General features: G+C 65.5%; 16 protein-coding genes. 6 read left to right on the top strand and 10 right to left on the bottom strand.

Features of this window, described 5'->3' with window-relative positions:
• Window positions 1-431 precede the first annotated feature (431 nt).
• Together NP80_RS03330 and NP80_RS03335 are read left to right on the top strand one after the other, a co-directional pair.
• Window positions 432-1,058, top strand: a complete 627-nt coding sequence (locus tag NP80_RS03330; protein ID WP_006404637.1) for a TetR/AcrR family transcriptional regulator — start codon at window positions 432-434, stop codon at window positions 1,056-1,058.
• Between the two features lie 53 nt (window positions 1,059-1,111).
• Window positions 1,112-1,591, top strand: a complete 480-nt coding sequence (locus tag NP80_RS03335) for a nuclear transport factor 2 family protein (RefSeq protein WP_006397563.1) — start codon at window positions 1,112-1,114, stop codon at window positions 1,589-1,591.
• A 552-nt stretch (window positions 1,592-2,143) separates the two neighbouring features.
• Here the strand turns inward: NP80_RS03335 and NP80_RS03340 are convergent.
• On the bottom strand, window positions 2,144-3,229 hold the full coding sequence (locus NP80_RS03340) for a tartrate dehydrogenase (RefSeq protein WP_006404635.1): 1,086 nt from the start codon (window positions 3,227-3,229) through the stop codon (window positions 2,144-2,146).
• Window positions 3,230-3,350: 121 nt separating this feature from the next.
• On the opposite strand from NP80_RS03340, the gene NP80_RS03345 reads away from it, so the two are divergent.
• Window positions 3,351-4,274 (top strand): LysR substrate-binding domain-containing protein, encoded by a 924-nt coding sequence (locus NP80_RS03345; RefSeq protein ID WP_035488061.1) that lies wholly within the window; start codon window positions 3,351-3,353, stop codon window positions 4,272-4,274.
• A gap of 314 nt (window positions 4,275-4,588) precedes the next feature.
• On the opposite strand, the gene NP80_RS03350 is transcribed toward NP80_RS03345, so the two are convergent.
• Window positions 4,589-5,023 carry a hypothetical protein gene (locus tag NP80_RS03350; protein WP_006404633.1) on the bottom strand — a complete coding sequence of 145 codons (435 nt, stop codon included), beginning with the start codon at window positions 5,021-5,023 and terminating at the stop codon, window positions 4,589-4,591.
• Window positions 5,024-5,250: 227 nt separating this feature from the next.
• Between NP80_RS03350 and NP80_RS28725 the strand changes: the two genes are divergently transcribed.
• Entirely contained in the window at window positions 5,251-5,634 is a 384-nt protein-coding gene (locus NP80_RS28725) for a hypothetical protein (protein WP_006404631.1), read from the top strand.
• A 73-nt stretch (window positions 5,635-5,707) separates the two neighbouring features.
• Here NP80_RS28725 and NP80_RS03355 read toward each other — a convergent pair whose 3' ends face one another.
• Genes NP80_RS03355 through NP80_RS03370 form a run of 4 tightly spaced genes read right to left on the bottom strand, consistent with a single transcriptional unit; the run spans window position 5,708 to window position 9,022 of the window.
• A complete protein-coding gene (locus NP80_RS03355) occupies window positions 5,708-6,172 on the bottom strand; it encodes a hypothetical protein (protein WP_006404630.1) in 465 nt (154 codons plus the stop codon).
• Window positions 6,173-6,231: 59 nt separating this feature from the next.
• On the bottom strand, window positions 6,232-7,449 hold the full coding sequence (locus tag NP80_RS03360; RefSeq protein ID WP_006404629.1) for a patatin-like phospholipase family protein: 1,218 nt from the start codon (window positions 7,447-7,449) through the stop codon (window positions 6,232-6,234).
• Window positions 7,446-8,231: a 3-hydroxybutyrate dehydrogenase gene (locus NP80_RS03365; protein ID WP_006404628.1), complete on the bottom strand. Its 786-nt coding sequence runs from the start codon at window positions 8,229-8,231 to the stop codon at window positions 7,446-7,448. Before NP80_RS03365 ends, NP80_RS03360 begins: the two co-directional genes overlap by 4 nt.
• Before the next feature lie 50 nt (window positions 8,232-8,281).
• Entirely contained in the window at window positions 8,282-9,022 is a 741-nt protein-coding gene (locus NP80_RS03370; RefSeq protein WP_006404627.1) for an acetoacetate decarboxylase, read from the bottom strand.
• Between the two features lie 432 nt (window positions 9,023-9,454).
• Here NP80_RS03370 and NP80_RS03375 point away from each other — a divergent pair, with 432 nt between their 5' ends.
• Entirely contained in the window at window positions 9,455-10,036 is a 582-nt protein-coding gene (locus tag NP80_RS03375; RefSeq protein ID WP_006411912.1) for an undecaprenyl-diphosphatase, read from the top strand.
• Between the two features lie 56 nt (window positions 10,037-10,092).
• On the opposite strand, the gene NP80_RS03380 is transcribed toward NP80_RS03375, so the two are convergent.
• The 4 genes from NP80_RS03380 to NP80_RS03395 all read right to left on the bottom strand — a co-directional run bounded on the left by NP80_RS03380 (window position 10,093) and on the right by NP80_RS03395 (window position 13,901).
• The gene (locus NP80_RS03380) at window positions 10,093-10,317 is read right to left on the bottom strand and encodes a hypothetical protein (protein ID WP_006397574.1); all 225 of its coding nucleotides are present in this window, start codon (window positions 10,315-10,317) and stop codon (window positions 10,093-10,095) included.
• Between the two features lie 172 nt (window positions 10,318-10,489).
• Window positions 10,490-11,302 (bottom strand): siderophore-interacting protein, encoded by an 813-nt coding sequence (locus NP80_RS03385; protein ID WP_006404624.1) that lies wholly within the window; start codon window positions 11,300-11,302, stop codon window positions 10,490-10,492.
• 34 nt (window positions 11,303-11,336) lie between these two features.
• Entirely contained in the window at window positions 11,337-12,080 is a 744-nt protein-coding gene (locus tag NP80_RS03390) for a PadR family transcriptional regulator (protein ID WP_006404623.1), read from the bottom strand.
• Between the two features lie 894 nt (window positions 12,081-12,974).
• Window positions 12,975-13,901, bottom strand: a complete 927-nt coding sequence (locus NP80_RS03395) for a LysR family transcriptional regulator (RefSeq protein ID WP_006404620.1) — start codon at window positions 13,899-13,901, stop codon at window positions 12,975-12,977.
• A 305-nt stretch (window positions 13,902-14,206) separates the two neighbouring features.
• Between NP80_RS03395 and NP80_RS03400 the strand changes: the two genes are divergently transcribed.
• A complete protein-coding gene (locus NP80_RS03400) occupies window positions 14,207-15,121 on the top strand; it encodes a SphA family protein (protein ID WP_006411923.1) in 915 nt (304 codons plus the stop codon).
• Window positions 15,122-15,185: the final 64 nt, after the last annotated feature.

The raw sequence follows: 15,185 nt of genomic DNA on the forward strand, positions 1-15,185 counted from the left end.
ATCGTCGGTGATCGACCATCGCCATGCGGTTTCACCTTCAGCTCTTCCAGTGCGCACCGTGACGGTGATTCGTATGACGCGAATCGCCGCCGATGCCGCGTCGCACTTTTCCCTTTGGTTCTCCGGCTGCCGCGTACAGTTGCACACTGGACGGGCACACAGCAGCGTGAATCGATCGACGCTGCTCCGGCTCACCGAGCGTCATCCGCACCGCGTTTCCCTTTCGCTCACCGACTGCGGCGTACACATGCACACTTGCTGCCCACGCAACAGCGTGAACGAATCGACGTCACCCCAGCTCACCGAACGTCATCCACACGTATCCCTTACCCGCGCGCTCGCGTCCCACCCCGCCCGACTTTCCCCTCTCGCCGCCAAGGTCTCATCGCAAACCGCTTGACGACGGAGAACGATCGTTCTACCTTGGCGCAATGAACATACAGATCGATCCGTCCGCCGGACCCGCCGACTCCGGCGTGCGCGAGCGTCTGCTCGACGCAGCCGAGGCGCTGATCTATTCAGGCGGCATCCATGCAACCGGTGTCGATGCGATCGTGAAGCGCTCCGGCGCCGCACGAAAGAGCTTTTATTCGCATTTCGAATCGAAGGAAGCGCTGGTCGTGGCGGCGCTCGAACGCCGCGACGCGCGCTGGATGCGCTGGTTCGTCGACGCGACGCTCGCGCGCGGCAAGTCGCCACGTGCGCAGCTGCTCGGCATGTTCGACGTTCTGCGCGACTGGTTTGCGCAGCCCGGTTTCCACGGCTGCGCGTTTCTGAACACGTCCGGCGAGATCGCCGATGCCGACGATCCGGTGCGCGTCGTCGCACGCGAGCACAAGGCGCGCTTGCTCGCATTCGTGCGCGAGCGGCTCGACGCCTATGCGGACGTCGCCGGCATCGAGCGGCGCACGCTGGCGCGGCTCGCGCGTCAGTGGCTCGTGCTGATCGACGGCGCGATCGGCGTCGCGCTCGTAAGCGGCGACGCCGGCGCTGCCCGCGATGCGCGCGCCGCGGCGGAATTGTTGCTCGATGCCGCGCTGCGGTCGTCGACATCGTAAAGGCAAAACCCGGCCGCGCGCGACGCGGCCATCACGTTGAACAGGAGCGTCCGATGTCCGATTCCGTCGAAGTCCGTCCCCCCGTCCCGCCGTTTACGCTCGAAACCGCGCGTCAAAAGGTCCGTGCCGCCGAAGATGCGTGGAACACGCGCGATCCGCAGCGCGTCTCGCTCGCCTATACGCCGCAAAGCCGCTGGCGCAATCGTGCCGAGTTCGTGACCGGTCGCGAAGCGATCGTCGGCCTGCTGCAACGCAAGTGGACGCGCGAACTCGACTATCGGCTCATCAAGGAGCTGTGGGCATTCGGCGGCAACCGGATCGCGGTGCGCTTCGCGTACGAATGGCACGACGATGCCGGCAACTGGTTCCGCTCGTACGGAAACGAGAACTGGGAGTTCGACGAGAACGGTCTGATGGCGCACCGTCACGCGAGCATCAACGACTTGCCGATTCGCGAAGCGGATCGCCTGTTCCGCTGGCCGCTCGGCCGACGCCCGGACGATCATCCGGGGCTGTCGGACCTCGGGCTGTAACGCGGGCCGCATGTGCATCGGCTCCTCGGGCTGCAGGAATTCACGTACGCGTGCCTGACGGTGAGGAAATACGGGAGCCGATGCGTCGACGGTGAGATTTTTCGGGAGCAGGTGGAGCGACGCACGACGCGCATGCTTCGAACGGTACGATGCACGGTCGCATGATGCGCGAAGCGTCGATACCACTGCGAGCAACGATATCGACGTGGTATCGACCGGTGCGCACACGCAGCCTCTTCTTCTCACCGCGCGCATTCGTCATCGCGATTCGACGGAGAACCGTGCCTGCAAAGCGAAGGTGCGCCGCGATGTGAATCGCATCTCACCGATCGCATGGGACTTCGTATGCGATTACTCGGCGCGAATGGCCCCGCGTGCCGTAAGCGGTGCGATACATCACCGCACCGCACCGCACCGCACCGCACCGAAGCGTTCGCGCTTTCACCACGGCAACCATCGACGCCCACCTTCGCATGACCGCGCTCGCCCGCTCGCCGATCGAACCGACAAGCGCCGCAAAACCAGAACCCCGCGTTACGCACCGCCGCCGCATCACCGCGCGATTCGCGCCGCGATCGCGGCGCCTACTTCCTGCGTGGCAGCCTGGCCGCCAAGATCGCGCGTACGCGGCCCGTTGCGCAGCACGTCCTCGATCGCCGCGACGATCGCATCGTGCGCGTCGCGTTCGCGGCCTGCTCCGTTGCCGAGGAAGTCGAGCATCATCGCGGCCGACCAGATCATCGCGATCGGGTTTGCGATGAACTGCCCCGCGATGTCGGGCGCCGATCCGTGCACGGGCTCGAACAGCGACGGGAACGTGCGATCGGGGTTCAGGTTGCCCGACGGTGCGATGCCGATCGTGCCCGTGCACGCAGGGCCGAGATCGGACAGGATGTCGCCGAACAGGTTCGACGCGACGACGACGTCGAAGCGATCCGGCTGCAGCACAAAGCGCGCGCACAGAATGTCGATGTGCTGCTTGTCCCACGCGACGTCCGGATAGCGTTCGGCCATCTCGGCCGCGCGCGCGTCCCACCACGGCATGCTGATCGCGATGCCGTTGCTCTTGGTCGCGACGGTGAGCTGCTTCGCGCGCCGCTGCGCGAGTTCGAACGCGAACTTCAAAACGCGCTCGGTGCCGTGCCGCGTGAAAATCGCCTGCTGCATCACGACTTCGCGCTCGGTGCCTTCGAACATCGTGCCGCCGACCGACGAATATTCGCCTTCGGTGTTTTCGCGCACGATCATGAAGTCGATGTCGCCCGCGCGACGGCCGGCGAGCGGCGACGGCACGCCGTCGAACAGGCGCGCGGGCCGCAGATTGATGTACTGGTCGAATTCGCGACGGAATTTCAGCAGCGAGCCCCACAGCGATACGTGGTCGGGCACCGTGGCCGGCCAGCCGACCGCGCCGAACAGGATCGCGTCCATGCCGGACAACTGCGCCTTCCAGTCGTCCGGCATCATCTTGCCGTGCTGCGCGTAGTAGTCGCAGCTGGCCCAGTCGATATGCGTGAATTGAAAGCGGATGTCGAACCGCGCGCTGACCGCGTCGAGCGCGCGCAACCCTTCGGGCATCACTTCACGGCCGATGCCGTCGCCGGGAATGACGGCAATGTTGTAGATCCTGTCGCTCATCCAACGCTCCTTCGCCGATCGGACGACCGCCCGCACCATGCGTGGCGGCAACGTCTCGTCATTCTATTTATTTCCATCCGGATTAGAATCGTGCGAAACGTTAATCGACTTTCCACAGATCGTGAACAAATCGCCGAACCTCGAAGACCTGCGCGTGTTCAGCCTCGTCGTCCGACTGGCCAGCTTCAGCGCGGCCGCCGAGCAGCTCGCGGTGTCGGCTGCGTACGTGAGCAAGCGCATCGCGATGCTCGAGACGCAGCTCGGCACGCGCCTGCTGCATCGTTCGACGCGTCGCGTGACGGTGACCGAAGCGGGCGAGCGCGTGTTCGCGCATGCCGAGAAGATTCTCGACGACGTCGATCATCTCGTCGAAGACGTCTCGACGACGCGTACGGTACCGCGCGGCACGCTGCGCATTTCGAGCAGTTTCGGTTTCGGCCGGCACGTCGTCGCGCCCGCGCTGCTCGACTTCAGCGCACGCTATCCGCAGCTGAACGTGCGGCTCGATCTGTTCGACCGGCTCGTCGACGTGGCGGCCGAGGGATACGACCTCGACGTGCGGATCGGCGACGAGATCGCCGATCGTCTGATCGCGCGCCGCCTCGCCGCGAACTACCGCGTGTTATGCGCGTCGCCCGACTATCTCGCGCGGCGCGGCATGCCGCGCACGCTCGCGGATCTCGCGTCGCACGACTGCCTCGCGATCAAGGAGCGCGATCATCCGTTTGGCGTATGGCGATTGAACGTGCGCGGCGATACGGTGACCGTGAAGGTCGGCGGCGCGTTGTCGACGAATCACGGCGAAGTGGCCGTGCAATGGGCGCTGGCCGGACGCGGCATCGTGCTGCGCTCGATCTGGGAAGCCGGGCCGCTGATCGACAGCGGCGCGCTGTGCCGCGTGCTGCCCGATGCTGTGCAGCCGGCGAACATCTGGGCGGTCTATACGGAACGCGTGGCCGCGTCGGCGAAGGTGCGCGTGTGCGTCGATTTTCTCGCGCAGGCGCTGGCCGGACTCAACGCCGACTCGGTTGCCGGCGCGGCCTGACGCCGCGCGAGGCGGCCAAAGGTGAGCGTTTACGGGAGGCCGAATCGCGCGCCGCAAACCGGCCGAACATCGCGGCAACGTGGGCGGCATGGGGGCGTGCCGCTCACGCCGGTCATACAAGAGATCAATGTCGACAGCCCGGTTTGACCGATCACGAGCGAGCGGCGGCCCGCTCGTGCGAGCTTCGGTGAGGCCGCGGTATCCGGCATGGAGTCCACGCCGCGCATTGAGCCGGCGCTTTACAGCGGCCGCCGCCATTGCGACTCTCGATTCCCTGCCTCTTCACGTGACGCACCCGCGGCCGCCTCGCCGAATCATTTCGCGCGGTCGTGCTCCGCGAGACCGATCGCCTTGTAGTCGTAGGTCGGGTAGAACTCGGTGCGATATGCGCCCCACGCCGTATCCTCGAGCACGCGATTCACTTCGCGCAGCCGCGACGCCGGCAGCCGCAACACGATGATCTGCCCGATGCCCATCGTCACGGTCCAGCTGACCACGTCGATGCCGGGAGGCGGAAACGCTTTGTAGAAGCCCTGTTTCGCGAGCTGCGCGTTCAGCTCGGCGAGCGGGCGCGACTGGTCGTGCTTCAGAAAGACGGTCAGCAGTATCGCGTTGTCAGGCGTCGCGGCGACCGTGCTCGTCGGCACGTTCGACGTCTGGGCAAACGCGGGCGCACTGCACGCCACGGCGGCCGCGAACGACGCGGCAGTCGTGAGCGCGCGAATGGGGAAATGCGGAAACGTCGGCATGACATGACTCCGTGGCTGCGTGGACACGATCGCCATCATGCATGATGGCGCCGATTGCTGCCGGGAGCGGGCTGCCGTAATGCTGCATGCGGCGGGTCGGGCGTAACGTATCAGGTCTCGATCGAGCGAGGTCGGCTGGCCGAAGGCCGTTCATCGGTCGGCGGCCGCAGCGCTCCGCGCGCGACGGACGCCGGCATCGGCAACGGCTGGCGGCCGAGCCTGCCGATGTGCTGACGAATCGCGACAGCGGTAATTCGCGATCCTGTCGTCTCGCATCGCGCGACTGTCTCGCACCAAAGGAGCGTGAGAATCGATTCGACGGCATACGGCGATTCAAGCTGAGCATCGAAACGGTGATCGTGAAAGTTGCGCGGCGCCGCGTGCTGCTCGATACAGTGCCGCTGGGCACCATTGGGAACGACTGTTCAGAACACGTCGGCCGTACAGGCGAAGCCACGCGTGCGCGTCGATTCTCTTTCGCAGACGCAGGCGCGGCTGATTATCGACTCGGCGCACCGCGCGCCGTGCTGCCACACCACGCACTAAAGGTGAGCTTTTACGGGAAGTCCGAACCGCGCGTCGAGAAGCGGCCGACCCTCGCCCGTACGTGAGCTGCACGGCCACGTGCCGCTCACCATCGATTCAGCGCAGCGCAGCCGCGATGTCACGCGCATACCCCGCGCATCAAAGCCGGTTGTCTTTCGCGAGCGTCAGCACGCGCGCCCAGCGCTGCGCGTCGCGCTTGTCCATCATCGGCAGCTTCCACTCGCTGCGTGCGCCGTCGTGCACGCGCACGACCAGATGCCAGCGGCCGTCGACCGGCTCCGCTTCGCAGCCGTCGAGTTGCGACAGCGTATAGCGGCCGTCCGCGCCGTCGTGCGACAGCCACAGCAGGCCCTGCGTCGCGGACACGCGCAGTTCGCCCCACGCGCGATGCATCGTGTGCGTCCAGCCTTGCTCCTTCGTATTCGGCGCGACGTCGCGGCGCCGTTTGATCCACCACGCGACCAGCGCGAACAGCAACGCGGCGGCAAGCACGGCCGCCGCGATCGCGATCGGCCGGCCGAACTGCGCGGCGATCACGTGAAATGTATGAACCGCACCCCAGCCGACGGCAATGAGCGCGAACAGTGCAATGAAAATCGGCATGACAAAAACGGAAAGGAAAACGGGCCGGCACACCGATCGTGCCGGCCCGCATGCACGCATTACCGTCGACGGTGAATGTCGTGCGTGACGAAGCCCGCATCGTTGTTGGGAAGCGCGAGGCCGTCCTTCACCGCGAGCGTCTTGCGGATGTCGTCGAGCCCTGCGGACCAGTGGTCGCGCATCGTCGACAGACCGAACTGATAGTCCTTGTAATGATGCTCGTACGCCTTCTGCTGATAGATCAGATGCTGGATGTTGTACTTCTTGCCGTTCGACATCGCCTCGGCCTCGATGCACCACGGATCGGTCTTGCGCCGTTCCTCGGGCACCTGATCGAGCACGTGGCGCAGCACGTTGCGATAGCGCTGTTCGCGCTGCAACGTATCGGTCACGAAACGCGTGCGGCTCGAGTACTGCACGTCCTTCGTGCGCTCGGCGACGTCGGCCATCGTGCGCGGCAGCGGCCCGCGCGCGCTCCAGAGGTCGACCTGGAACGCGAGCGTGTCGCGTCGCGGGCGCGCGCGCAGCACTTCCATCAGCGGCGTATTCGAGACGACGCCGCCGTCCCAGTAGTACTCGCCGTCGATCTCGACCGGCGGGAACGCGGGCGGCAGTGCGCCGGACGCCATGAAGTGCTCGGGCAGGAGACGGATGCGCGAGTTGTCGAAGTAGACGAAGTTGCCGGTGCCGACATTGACCGCACCGACCGACACGCGCGTCTCGCCCGAATTGATCCGGTCGAAGTCGCAGAGCTTCAGCAGCGTCGCGCGCAGCGCCGAGGTGTCGTACCAGCTGATCTTCTGCGGATGATCGGACACGCCCGGCAGCGGCGGCGGAAAGCGCGGAACGAAGAAGCCCTGCTGTCCCTGCATCATCGCGCTCGCGGCCTGCGTCGCGGTGAAGAACGTGCGGATCTGGTCGATGCTGTTGAACAGCGCGAACTCGAATGCGGCGGGAATCGCCGGAAAGAACGCGGGCTGGCAGATCGTTTCCCAGAATTCGCGCAGCCGCTCCACGCGATGCTCGGGCGCGTTGCCGGCGATCAGCGCGGTGTTCAGCGCACCGATCGAGATGCCCGCGATCCAGTCGAGCGGAATGCCGGCCTCGTGCAGGCCTTCGAATACGCCGGCCTGATACGCGCCGAGCGCGCCGCCGCCTTGCAGCACGAGCGCGATCGTCTCGTACGGCAGCGAGCGCGCGGCAGCCGGCGCGCCGGCTTCGTGCTGCAGTTCGGCCGCGTCGACCGCCTGCTTTTCGGTGCGGGCGTGCGGCTTCATTGCATGAACCAGCCGTGGCTGACGACGAACGATTGACCGGTCAGCGCCGCGCTCGGGAACGCCGACAGGAACAGCACCGTCTGCGCGACGTCCTGCACGGTCGTGAACACGCCGTCGACCGTATTGCCGAGCATCACCTTCTTCACGACTTCCTCTTCGCTGATGCCGAGCTCCTTGGCCTGCTCGGGGATCTGCTTGTCGACGAGCGGCGTGCGCACGAAACCCGGACACACGACATGCGAACGCACGTTGTGCTTCGCACCTTCCTTCGCGAGCACGCGTGCGAGACCCAGCAGCCCGTGCTTGGCCGTCACGTACGCCGACTTCAGCGGCGACGCCTCGTGCGAGTGCACCGAGCCCATGTAGATCACGACGCCGCCGCGATCGTCCTTGTACATGTGCTTGAGCGCGGCCTTGGTCGTCAGGAACGCGCCGTCTACGTGGATCGCCTGCATCTTCTTCCAGTCGGCGAACGAATAGTTTTCGATCGGGTTCACGATCTGGATGCCGGCATTCGACACGAGAATGTCGACCGAGCCGAACGTCTCCGCGACCTTGTCGATGCCGGTGTTGACCGCTTCCTCGTTGGTCACGTCCATCGCGACGCCGATCGCCTTGCCGCCGGCTTTGTTGATCTCGTCGGCGACGGCCGTCGCGCCGTCCAGGTTCAGATCGGCGATCGCGACGGCCGCACCCGCCTTCGCCAGCTCCAGCGCGATTTCCTTGCCGATGCCGCTCGCGGCGCCCGTGACGACTGCGGTCTTGCCATTCAGGTTGCTCATGTTCGAATTCCGGTAGTGAAAGGATTGACAGGAAGTAACGACTGCGGAGGTTACTGAGCCAGGTAATCGTAGACGACTTCGCCGAGACCGAGCGTCAAATCGGCGACGAGGTGGCGCGCCTCGACGATCTCGAGCACCGGCAGATCGGCGACCGGCGCGAGCGCATGCGGCGACAGTTCGAGCGATGCGGGGCCGGTCCATGCGCCCTTCATCACGATGTCCTGCATGTAGTAGCGCACGAGTTCGCAGACGCGCGCGGTGCCGTCGACGTGCGGAATGATCTTCAGCAGGAAATTCGGCCCGGCGAGACGCTTCGCCTGTTCGACGATGTCGAGTTCCTTGTGCTTGTAGCCCATCGTGCCGGTCGCGACGCGCACCTTGCCGTAGTCGAGCGTGCCGAGGATGTGATCGGTGTTCACGTGCAGCGTCGGCGACGCGAGCTTCTTCGGAAAGCCCCACAGCTCGCGGCCGCCGGCGATCGGCGGGTGATCGTCCAGATACATCGCCAGCGTGTAGCCGCCCGGCTGGCCGTTGTATTCGACCGGAATCACCTGGCCGCTTTCGGTGTAGTCGCCGAAGCCGGTGGAGTCCGCCATGCGGATGAATTCGTAATGGACGAGCGGCTCGGTGACCTTCAGCGGCTCCGGCACGATTTCACGCAGACGGTCCGGATCCGTGCGGTAGGTGATGATGAGGAATTCGCGATCGACGAAACGATAGGGGCCCATCGGGAACGCGGGGCTCGTCAATGGCATCGCAAACGCTTTCGATCGGACATCGCTGATTTTCATGCGGACTCCTTGTTGTTGATCGCTTCGTCGAAGACTGCTCGTAATCCTATGCCTGTGTGCCGCCGTTGTGCGATGCCGCAATCGGAAATAATTGTTGCGCATTCTGAAGAATTGACTGCGCAAATGTTGAGGCGAATGGTCGAGACGGCGCGAATCGCCGCGCGGCCGGCCGATGATCGCACCATCGGCCGCGTGCAAATGTGAAACAAGGTGAGGTTTTTCGGGATACGAGGGGAGGATTTTCGGGAGCCGACCGCGCGGAATGTGACAATTGCGTGAACTTGTGTTGCAGTGCGGGTTCTAAGTGCGTTCGCCGCAGCGGACGCACGCGTCCTGTACGGCGCCCGCATTAAGCATCGCTTAAGCCGGCCCGTCGCAACATCGCGGACGGCCGGGCGATCCGGCCGAGTCTTTCCGTCCCAGAACCGATTCATGCATAACATCAATCTGACGCTGTTTTCCGCTCTCAACGCCGGCCTGACGCCGCACGCGGGTGTCGCCCGCCTGGCGATCTTCGCCGCAGACTGGGTCGTCTATGCATTGCCCGCGATGCTGCTGCTGACCTGGCTCTTCGGCGAGCGTACGACGCGCCGGCAGGCGATCGAGGCCGGCGTCGGCGCGTGCGTCGCGCTCGTGCTCGCGCAGGCGATCGGCCATCTGTGGTTCTCGCCGCGGCCGTTCATGGCCGGCGTCGGCACGCAGCTCATTCCGCACGCGCCCGACAGCTCGTTTCCGAGCGATCACATGACGTTCGCATGGAGCGTCGCGGTCGGCATGCTGCTCGGCGGCACGACGCGCGTGACGGGCTGGGTGATGGCGGCGCTGGCGCTCGCGATTGCGTGGGGGCGCATCTACGCCGGCGTGCACTGGCCGTTCGACATGGCCGGCGGCGTGCTGGTCGGCACGGCGGGCGCGCTGGCCGCGCATCTGTATGCGAGGCGGGCGGTCGATACGCTGGACCGCATCGGCGACGCCGTGCATGCCGTGATCATGGGTCGACAGCCTGCGCCGTAATCGAATGCGGTAGCACGGAGGTACGCAGGCGCCGCACACGCGGCGACGCGACGCAATCAGCCGGGCGTCTTCGCCGCTTCGGCCGTCGCGGACGGCCCGGTCGTGCCGTGCAGTTCGGTGGTGTCCGTGGACTGCTGCGCGACCGCATCGCGTTCGAGCGCGCTTTCCTTCAGGATCGCGCACATCGCGACGAACAGCGCGAGGACGACCGCGGCAAGGCCGCAATAACCGACGATCTTCAGGTGACGAACGAAAGGCGCAGCGTGATTTTCTTTTGTCATGATCGGGCGCTCCTGGGCACGCGGCGGCCGCTGTCTCCCGACAGCGCCGCCGCTCACACAGATATATACCAGTCGCGATGCCGCTGCCAAGCCCGTGCCGGTCGCGGCGTCCGGATGCGCGCGGTTGCCGCGCGCCCTGCATGAAGCGAAAACCCGATGCCGCGCGGGCGCGTCAGTCGTCGAGCGTCTCGTGTACGGCCGCCGCGCCGCGCTTCCAGTACGCGGACGCGCGAATGCGCGATTTGTCGACGCCGCGTTCGCCGGCCAGATGCGCGCGCACCGCGCGGATCGCGAGCGCTTCGCCGGCTGCCCATACATAGCCGTCGCCCTCCGGTAGCGGCAGGTCGCGCACGGCGTCCAGCAGGGCGTCGCCGTTGCCTTCGTCGCGGAAGCGCCAGATCTCGTGCACGTCGGCGCGCGCGTCGAACGTGATCTTCGCGCTGCGATCCGCGACTTCGAGCACGACGGCGACGCGTGCGCCGGCCGGCAGTTCCTCGATGCGTCGCGCGACGGCCGGCAGCGCCGTGTCATCGCCGATCAGGAGATGCCAGTCGAAGCCGGTCGGCACGACGAACGAGCCGCGCGGCCCGCCGATCCCGAGCCACTGGCCGGGCCGCGCCTGTGCCGCCCACTGCGACGCGGGCCCCGGATGATTCATCACGAATTCGAGATCCAGCTCGAATGCGGCGCGATCGAAGCGGCGCGGCGTGAAGTCGCGCGCGACCGGCTTCGGCTCGCCTTCGGGAAACACGGGGCCGTTCGCGCCGAGCGTCGGCAACGCGGGCCGTTCGGTGCCCGGCGCCGGGAAAAACACTTTGACGTGATCGTCGAACGACGACGATTCGAAATCGGCGAGATCCGGGCCGCCGAGCGTGACGCGCAGCAGATGCGGCGTGACCGCGTGCACGCGCAGCACCTGCAGCAGGCGGAATTTCAGTGTGTGACGCACGCGCGTCACGGTGCGATCGGCAAGGGTGGTGTTCAATCCGTTCTCCAGGAAATGTGACGGGCGGCGCGCGTTACACGTCGGACCGGCCTTCGATTTCGGCGATCGCGCGGCGCAGAATGGCCGCGATGCGCCGCTGCTCGTCGGGCGATGCGGCGCTCTTGTGCAGCAGCGCATGCTTCAGCGCGACGCGTGCGTCGACGAACTCGGGCAGCCAGCCGGCCTGTGCTTCGTCCTGCGCTGCGGCGCCCGACGCATCGGCGCCCGACGCTCCGGCGCCCGACGCTTCGCCGGCGAATGCGCGGCGCATGAATTCCATCTTTCGCGCGAGATGCGTGAGGCGAGCGAACAGCGTGTCGACGCGCTCGCGTTGTGCATCGAGATGTGTGCGGCCGGCGTCGGTCAGCGCGTAGCGCTTGCGATTGCCTTCGGCTTGCGACGCGACGTAGCCGACTTCTTCGAGATACGTGAGCGCCGGATACACCATGCCCGGACTCGGGCTGTAGAAGCCGCTCGAGCGCGTGTCGAGCGCCTTGATCAGTTCGTAGCCGTGGCTCGGCTGCTCGGCGAGCAAGGCGAGCAGCAGAAGCTGCAGATCGTCGGACGTGAACTGGCGGCCGCGCGGCATGCCGTCGTCACCGAAGTCGCCGAAACCGCCGCGCCCGCCACGGCCACCGAACGGGCCGCCGCCGCCAAATGGATCGTGGCCGCGCCGGTGGCGGCCGATTGCGTGCCAGAGGCCGGCGATCCAGTCAGGGCGCGCATGCGCACCATGACCGTCACATCGGGCATGGCCGCGGAAGTGGTTGTGTCGCATGATCGTGTCCTATATATCGGAAAACATATCTAAAGATATATATCGAAAGATAGAGCGTCAAGGGGATTATTGGGGGCTGGATGGGACCGTTCGCGACTACGGCTGGGGCAGGTCGTTGGTCGGGACTTCTCAACGTAGCGCTTCTCGCTTGCGTCTACTGGGCGTCGGAAGCTTCGCGGGCGCCCTGCGCGGCATGCCAGCGATGTGCTCGAGCCCGACAGCAACAGTCGAACGGGCAACTGTTATCGCCGTCGGACTCGGGTGCCGGCGATGCGTGCCAGATGGGGTCCAACAAGCGACGTCAACCACGGTCGCGACCAAGCGTGTTGAAGACCCGTCAGGCTATGAGTTGGCGTCTTGGTGGCGGCGCCACGTGAACGAGCAACTCCATGCCCGTGTCCGGCATCTTCTATTCGACTTCAGGCGATACTGCGTCGAAATCGTGACGGCGTACCAAGCCGCCATCTTCGGTGCCGAGCTGGACGTGGGCCAGTTGGTGCGAAGTCGGCACGAGGACGAGTGGGTCGTCACTCGATCGTTATGTTCATCGGCTATTGTTCGCACGCTTTATTGACGATCGCATCGCTCGGCAACCCTGCTAGCAGTCGTTCTGAACCGCATCGGCTGTCGAGCCTGATCGACATGGCGGGGCGCTCCGCATGCGGCAGATGGTCGGCACGATGCAGACCGACAACGATGCGATGAAGGGCCGGCGCGTTCCGTCCGTTTCAGGTTGTCGCGCCGGCCGGAGCGCACATTGGTCACGGATCTGCGGTTCGGCCCGGATACCCGTTTGAGTGCGTGAACAAGGACGGTTGCGGGCATCTGCGTCGCCTCGATACGCGGCAAATCATGCGGATCCACTCGCTCGCGCCGCAGGCGGATCGCGCCGGCTCAGCGAGCGGCCTGACGCCCTTCGTCCATCTTCGCGACAGCGTCTTTCAGCAGCCCACGCAACCACGCGAGCCCGGGATCGGAGGTTCGGTGCTTGTGCCATTGCATCGCCTGCTCCACCGTCGGGACCGGCACCGGCACCTCGCGCAGCACGATCGGCAGGCTGCGTGCGGCCTCTTCGGCGAGCCGCCGGTGCATCGTAGCGATCCGGTTCGTGCCGGCGAGCAGGTGGGCCGGCGACACGAAGCTGTAGGTGCTCGCCTCGACGCGTCTCATCACGCCGAGCCGCTGCATGAACCAGTCCTCGAGCGCCGTCTGTGCGTCGCCGACCTGCACGACGACGTGCCCGGCCGCCATGTAGCGCTCGCTCGTCATCTCGCCTTGCGAGAGCGGGCTGTGGCTCCACATCACGCAGCAGTAGGTTTCTTCGAGCAATACCTCGGCCGGATGCTCGGTCGAGCAATACTCCTTGGGGATGATCAGCAGATCCGCTTCGCCGCGTTCAAGCACGCGGTGGGGATAGGCGATCTGCGGGCGCAGCTCGAATCGGATGCCGGGCGCCGCCTTGTAAGCGAGCTCGAACAGGTGCGGCATGAGCGTCGTCATCGTGTAGTCCGAAACGAATAGACGGAACAGCCGATTCGCGTGCGCCGGCACGAATTCGGGCTGAGCCGACACCGTCGCGTCGACGCGTACGAGGATGTCGCGCACGGCATCTTTGAGCGCCTCGGCGCGCGGCGTCGGCTCCATCTTGCGGCCGACCTGTACGAGCAGTTCGTCGTTGAAGTATTCGCGCAACCGCGAAAGCGCGTTGCTCATCGCCGACTGGCTCAGATGAATCTTTTCGGCCGCCCGGCTGATGTTCTGTTCGCTCAGGAGCGCGTCGAGCGCCACGAGCAAGTTGAGGTCGAGCTTGTTGAACCGCATGCGTGCTGTCTCCGTTCTCCTCTCTGATGCCGCGTGGCCCGCCGGATGCACTATCAGGGTTTAACCTGAAAGTATTGACGCCGTCGATATCGGCAATGGATCGAATCCATTTTTAGGATACGTCGGCCTATCTTAACCTTGCCACATCTCGACGCGACGGTAGCCGGCGCATCGCATCGGGAGGCCAGCGTCAGGGCATTTCAGGCTCGACCGTACCGCTGTACCTCGGCCGTGTGCACCGCGCTTTCCACTATTAAAAGAGACGACGGGCGGCGCAAACGCGCCCCCGAGCAGGAGGAGACAGCATGTCCACGAAACTGATCGCAGCCGTTGTCGGTTGCGCCGTGTTGGCGACCGGGTCGATGAACGAGGCGCAGGCATTCGAAGGCGGCGTCTCACCGTATCCGGCCGGAGCGGTGGGGACGAACATCGCCAACCTGCCGCCGATCCCCGGCCTGTTCGCCCTCGAACAGTTCAACTACAGCTTTGCGAACGGCCTCTATGGCAACGACGGCAAGAAACTGCCGATTCCGTTCCATACGTCGGTGTTTTCGGAAACCACGCGTCTGCTGGTGGCGTATCCGTTCCAGCTGCTCGGCGCCCACGTCTATACGCAGCTGGTCATCCCCGTCGTGTCGTTGCATAGCACCGTGTTCGGGCAGTCGAGCACGCAAAACGGCCTGTCCAACATCACGCTGACGCCTGTGTTGCTGCAATGGAATCTCGCGCCGAACCTGGCGATTGCGTCGGGAATCGACGTTGCATTCGAGACGGGTTCCTATAGCCCGGTCAAATCGAGCGTCGCGGTGGGCTACACGTCGGTGCAGCCGGTGATCTCGATTCGCTACAACGTTCCCAACGGAATCGACGTCGGGCTCGCGAACCGCTTCCTGCTCAATCTGAAGAACGGCACGACGAACTACAGCTCGGGAGACGGTTACGTCGCCGAGTTCAACGCCGGCTGGAACTTCGGCCCGTGGAAGCTTGGCGTGGTCGGCGCGTACCTGAACCAGTTCAGCGACGACAAGGCCGGCGGCGTGCGCGTGGGCAATCGCATGCGGACCTTCGGCATCGGCCCGTCGATCGTGTACGACGCGAGAAGCTGGAACGTCAACGTCAATTATCAGCAAGGAGTCTATGCCGCCAACACGGCCAGGAGCAGCAGCATCTGGGTGAACGTCGCCATCCCGCTGTGGCCGGGCTTCGGGCGCAAGGGCTGAGTACCGTGTCGCGCGCCGGACCGCGCGCGCGAACGCGGTCGTCGGCGCGGTCATCGAGCAAGAC

Source organism: Burkholderia multivorans ATCC BAA-247 (assembly GCF_000959525.1).
Taxonomy (GTDB): domain Bacteria; phylum Pseudomonadota; class Gammaproteobacteria; order Burkholderiales; family Burkholderiaceae; genus Burkholderia; species Burkholderia multivorans.

Coding starts and splice junctions, on each gene's coding strand:
- NP80_RS03380 (WP_006397574.1), bottom strand. CDS start 10,317: ATGACAAAAGAAAATCACGCTGCGCCTTTCGTTCGTCACCTGAAGATC.
- NP80_RS03395 (WP_006404620.1), bottom strand. CDS start 13,901: ATGCGGTTCAACAAGCTCGACCTCAACTTGCTCGTGGCGCTCGACGCG.
- NP80_RS03375 (WP_006411912.1), top strand. CDS start 9,455: ATGCATAACATCAATCTGACGCTGTTTTCCGCTCTCAACGCCGGCCTG.
- NP80_RS03330 (WP_006404637.1), top strand. CDS start 432: ATGAACATACAGATCGATCCGTCCGCCGGACCCGCCGACTCCGGCGTG.
- NP80_RS03335 (WP_006397563.1), top strand. CDS start 1,112: ATGTCCGATTCCGTCGAAGTCCGTCCCCCCGTCCCGCCGTTTACGCTC.
- NP80_RS03350 (WP_006404633.1), bottom strand. CDS start 5,023: ATGCCGACGTTTCCGCATTTCCCCATTCGCGCGCTCACGACTGCCGCG.
- NP80_RS03340 (WP_006404635.1), bottom strand. CDS start 3,229: ATGAGCGACAGGATCTACAACATTGCCGTCATTCCCGGCGACGGCATC.
- NP80_RS03360 (WP_006404629.1), bottom strand. CDS start 7,449: ATGAAGCCGCACGCCCGCACCGAAAAGCAGGCGGTCGACGCGGCCGAA.
- NP80_RS03365 (WP_006404628.1), bottom strand. CDS start 8,231: ATGAGCAACCTGAATGGCAAGACCGCAGTCGTCACGGGCGCCGCGAGC.
- NP80_RS03370 (WP_006404627.1), bottom strand. CDS start 9,022: ATGAAAATCAGCGATGTCCGATCGAAAGCGTTTGCGATGCCATTGACG.
- NP80_RS03390 (WP_006404623.1), bottom strand. CDS start 12,080: ATGCGACACAACCACTTCCGCGGCCATGCCCGATGTGACGGTCATGGT.
- NP80_RS03400 (WP_006411923.1), top strand. CDS start 14,207: ATGTCCACGAAACTGATCGCAGCCGTTGTCGGTTGCGCCGTGTTGGCG.
- NP80_RS03355 (WP_006404630.1), bottom strand. CDS start 6,172: ATGCCGATTTTCATTGCACTGTTCGCGCTCATTGCCGTCGGCTGGGGT.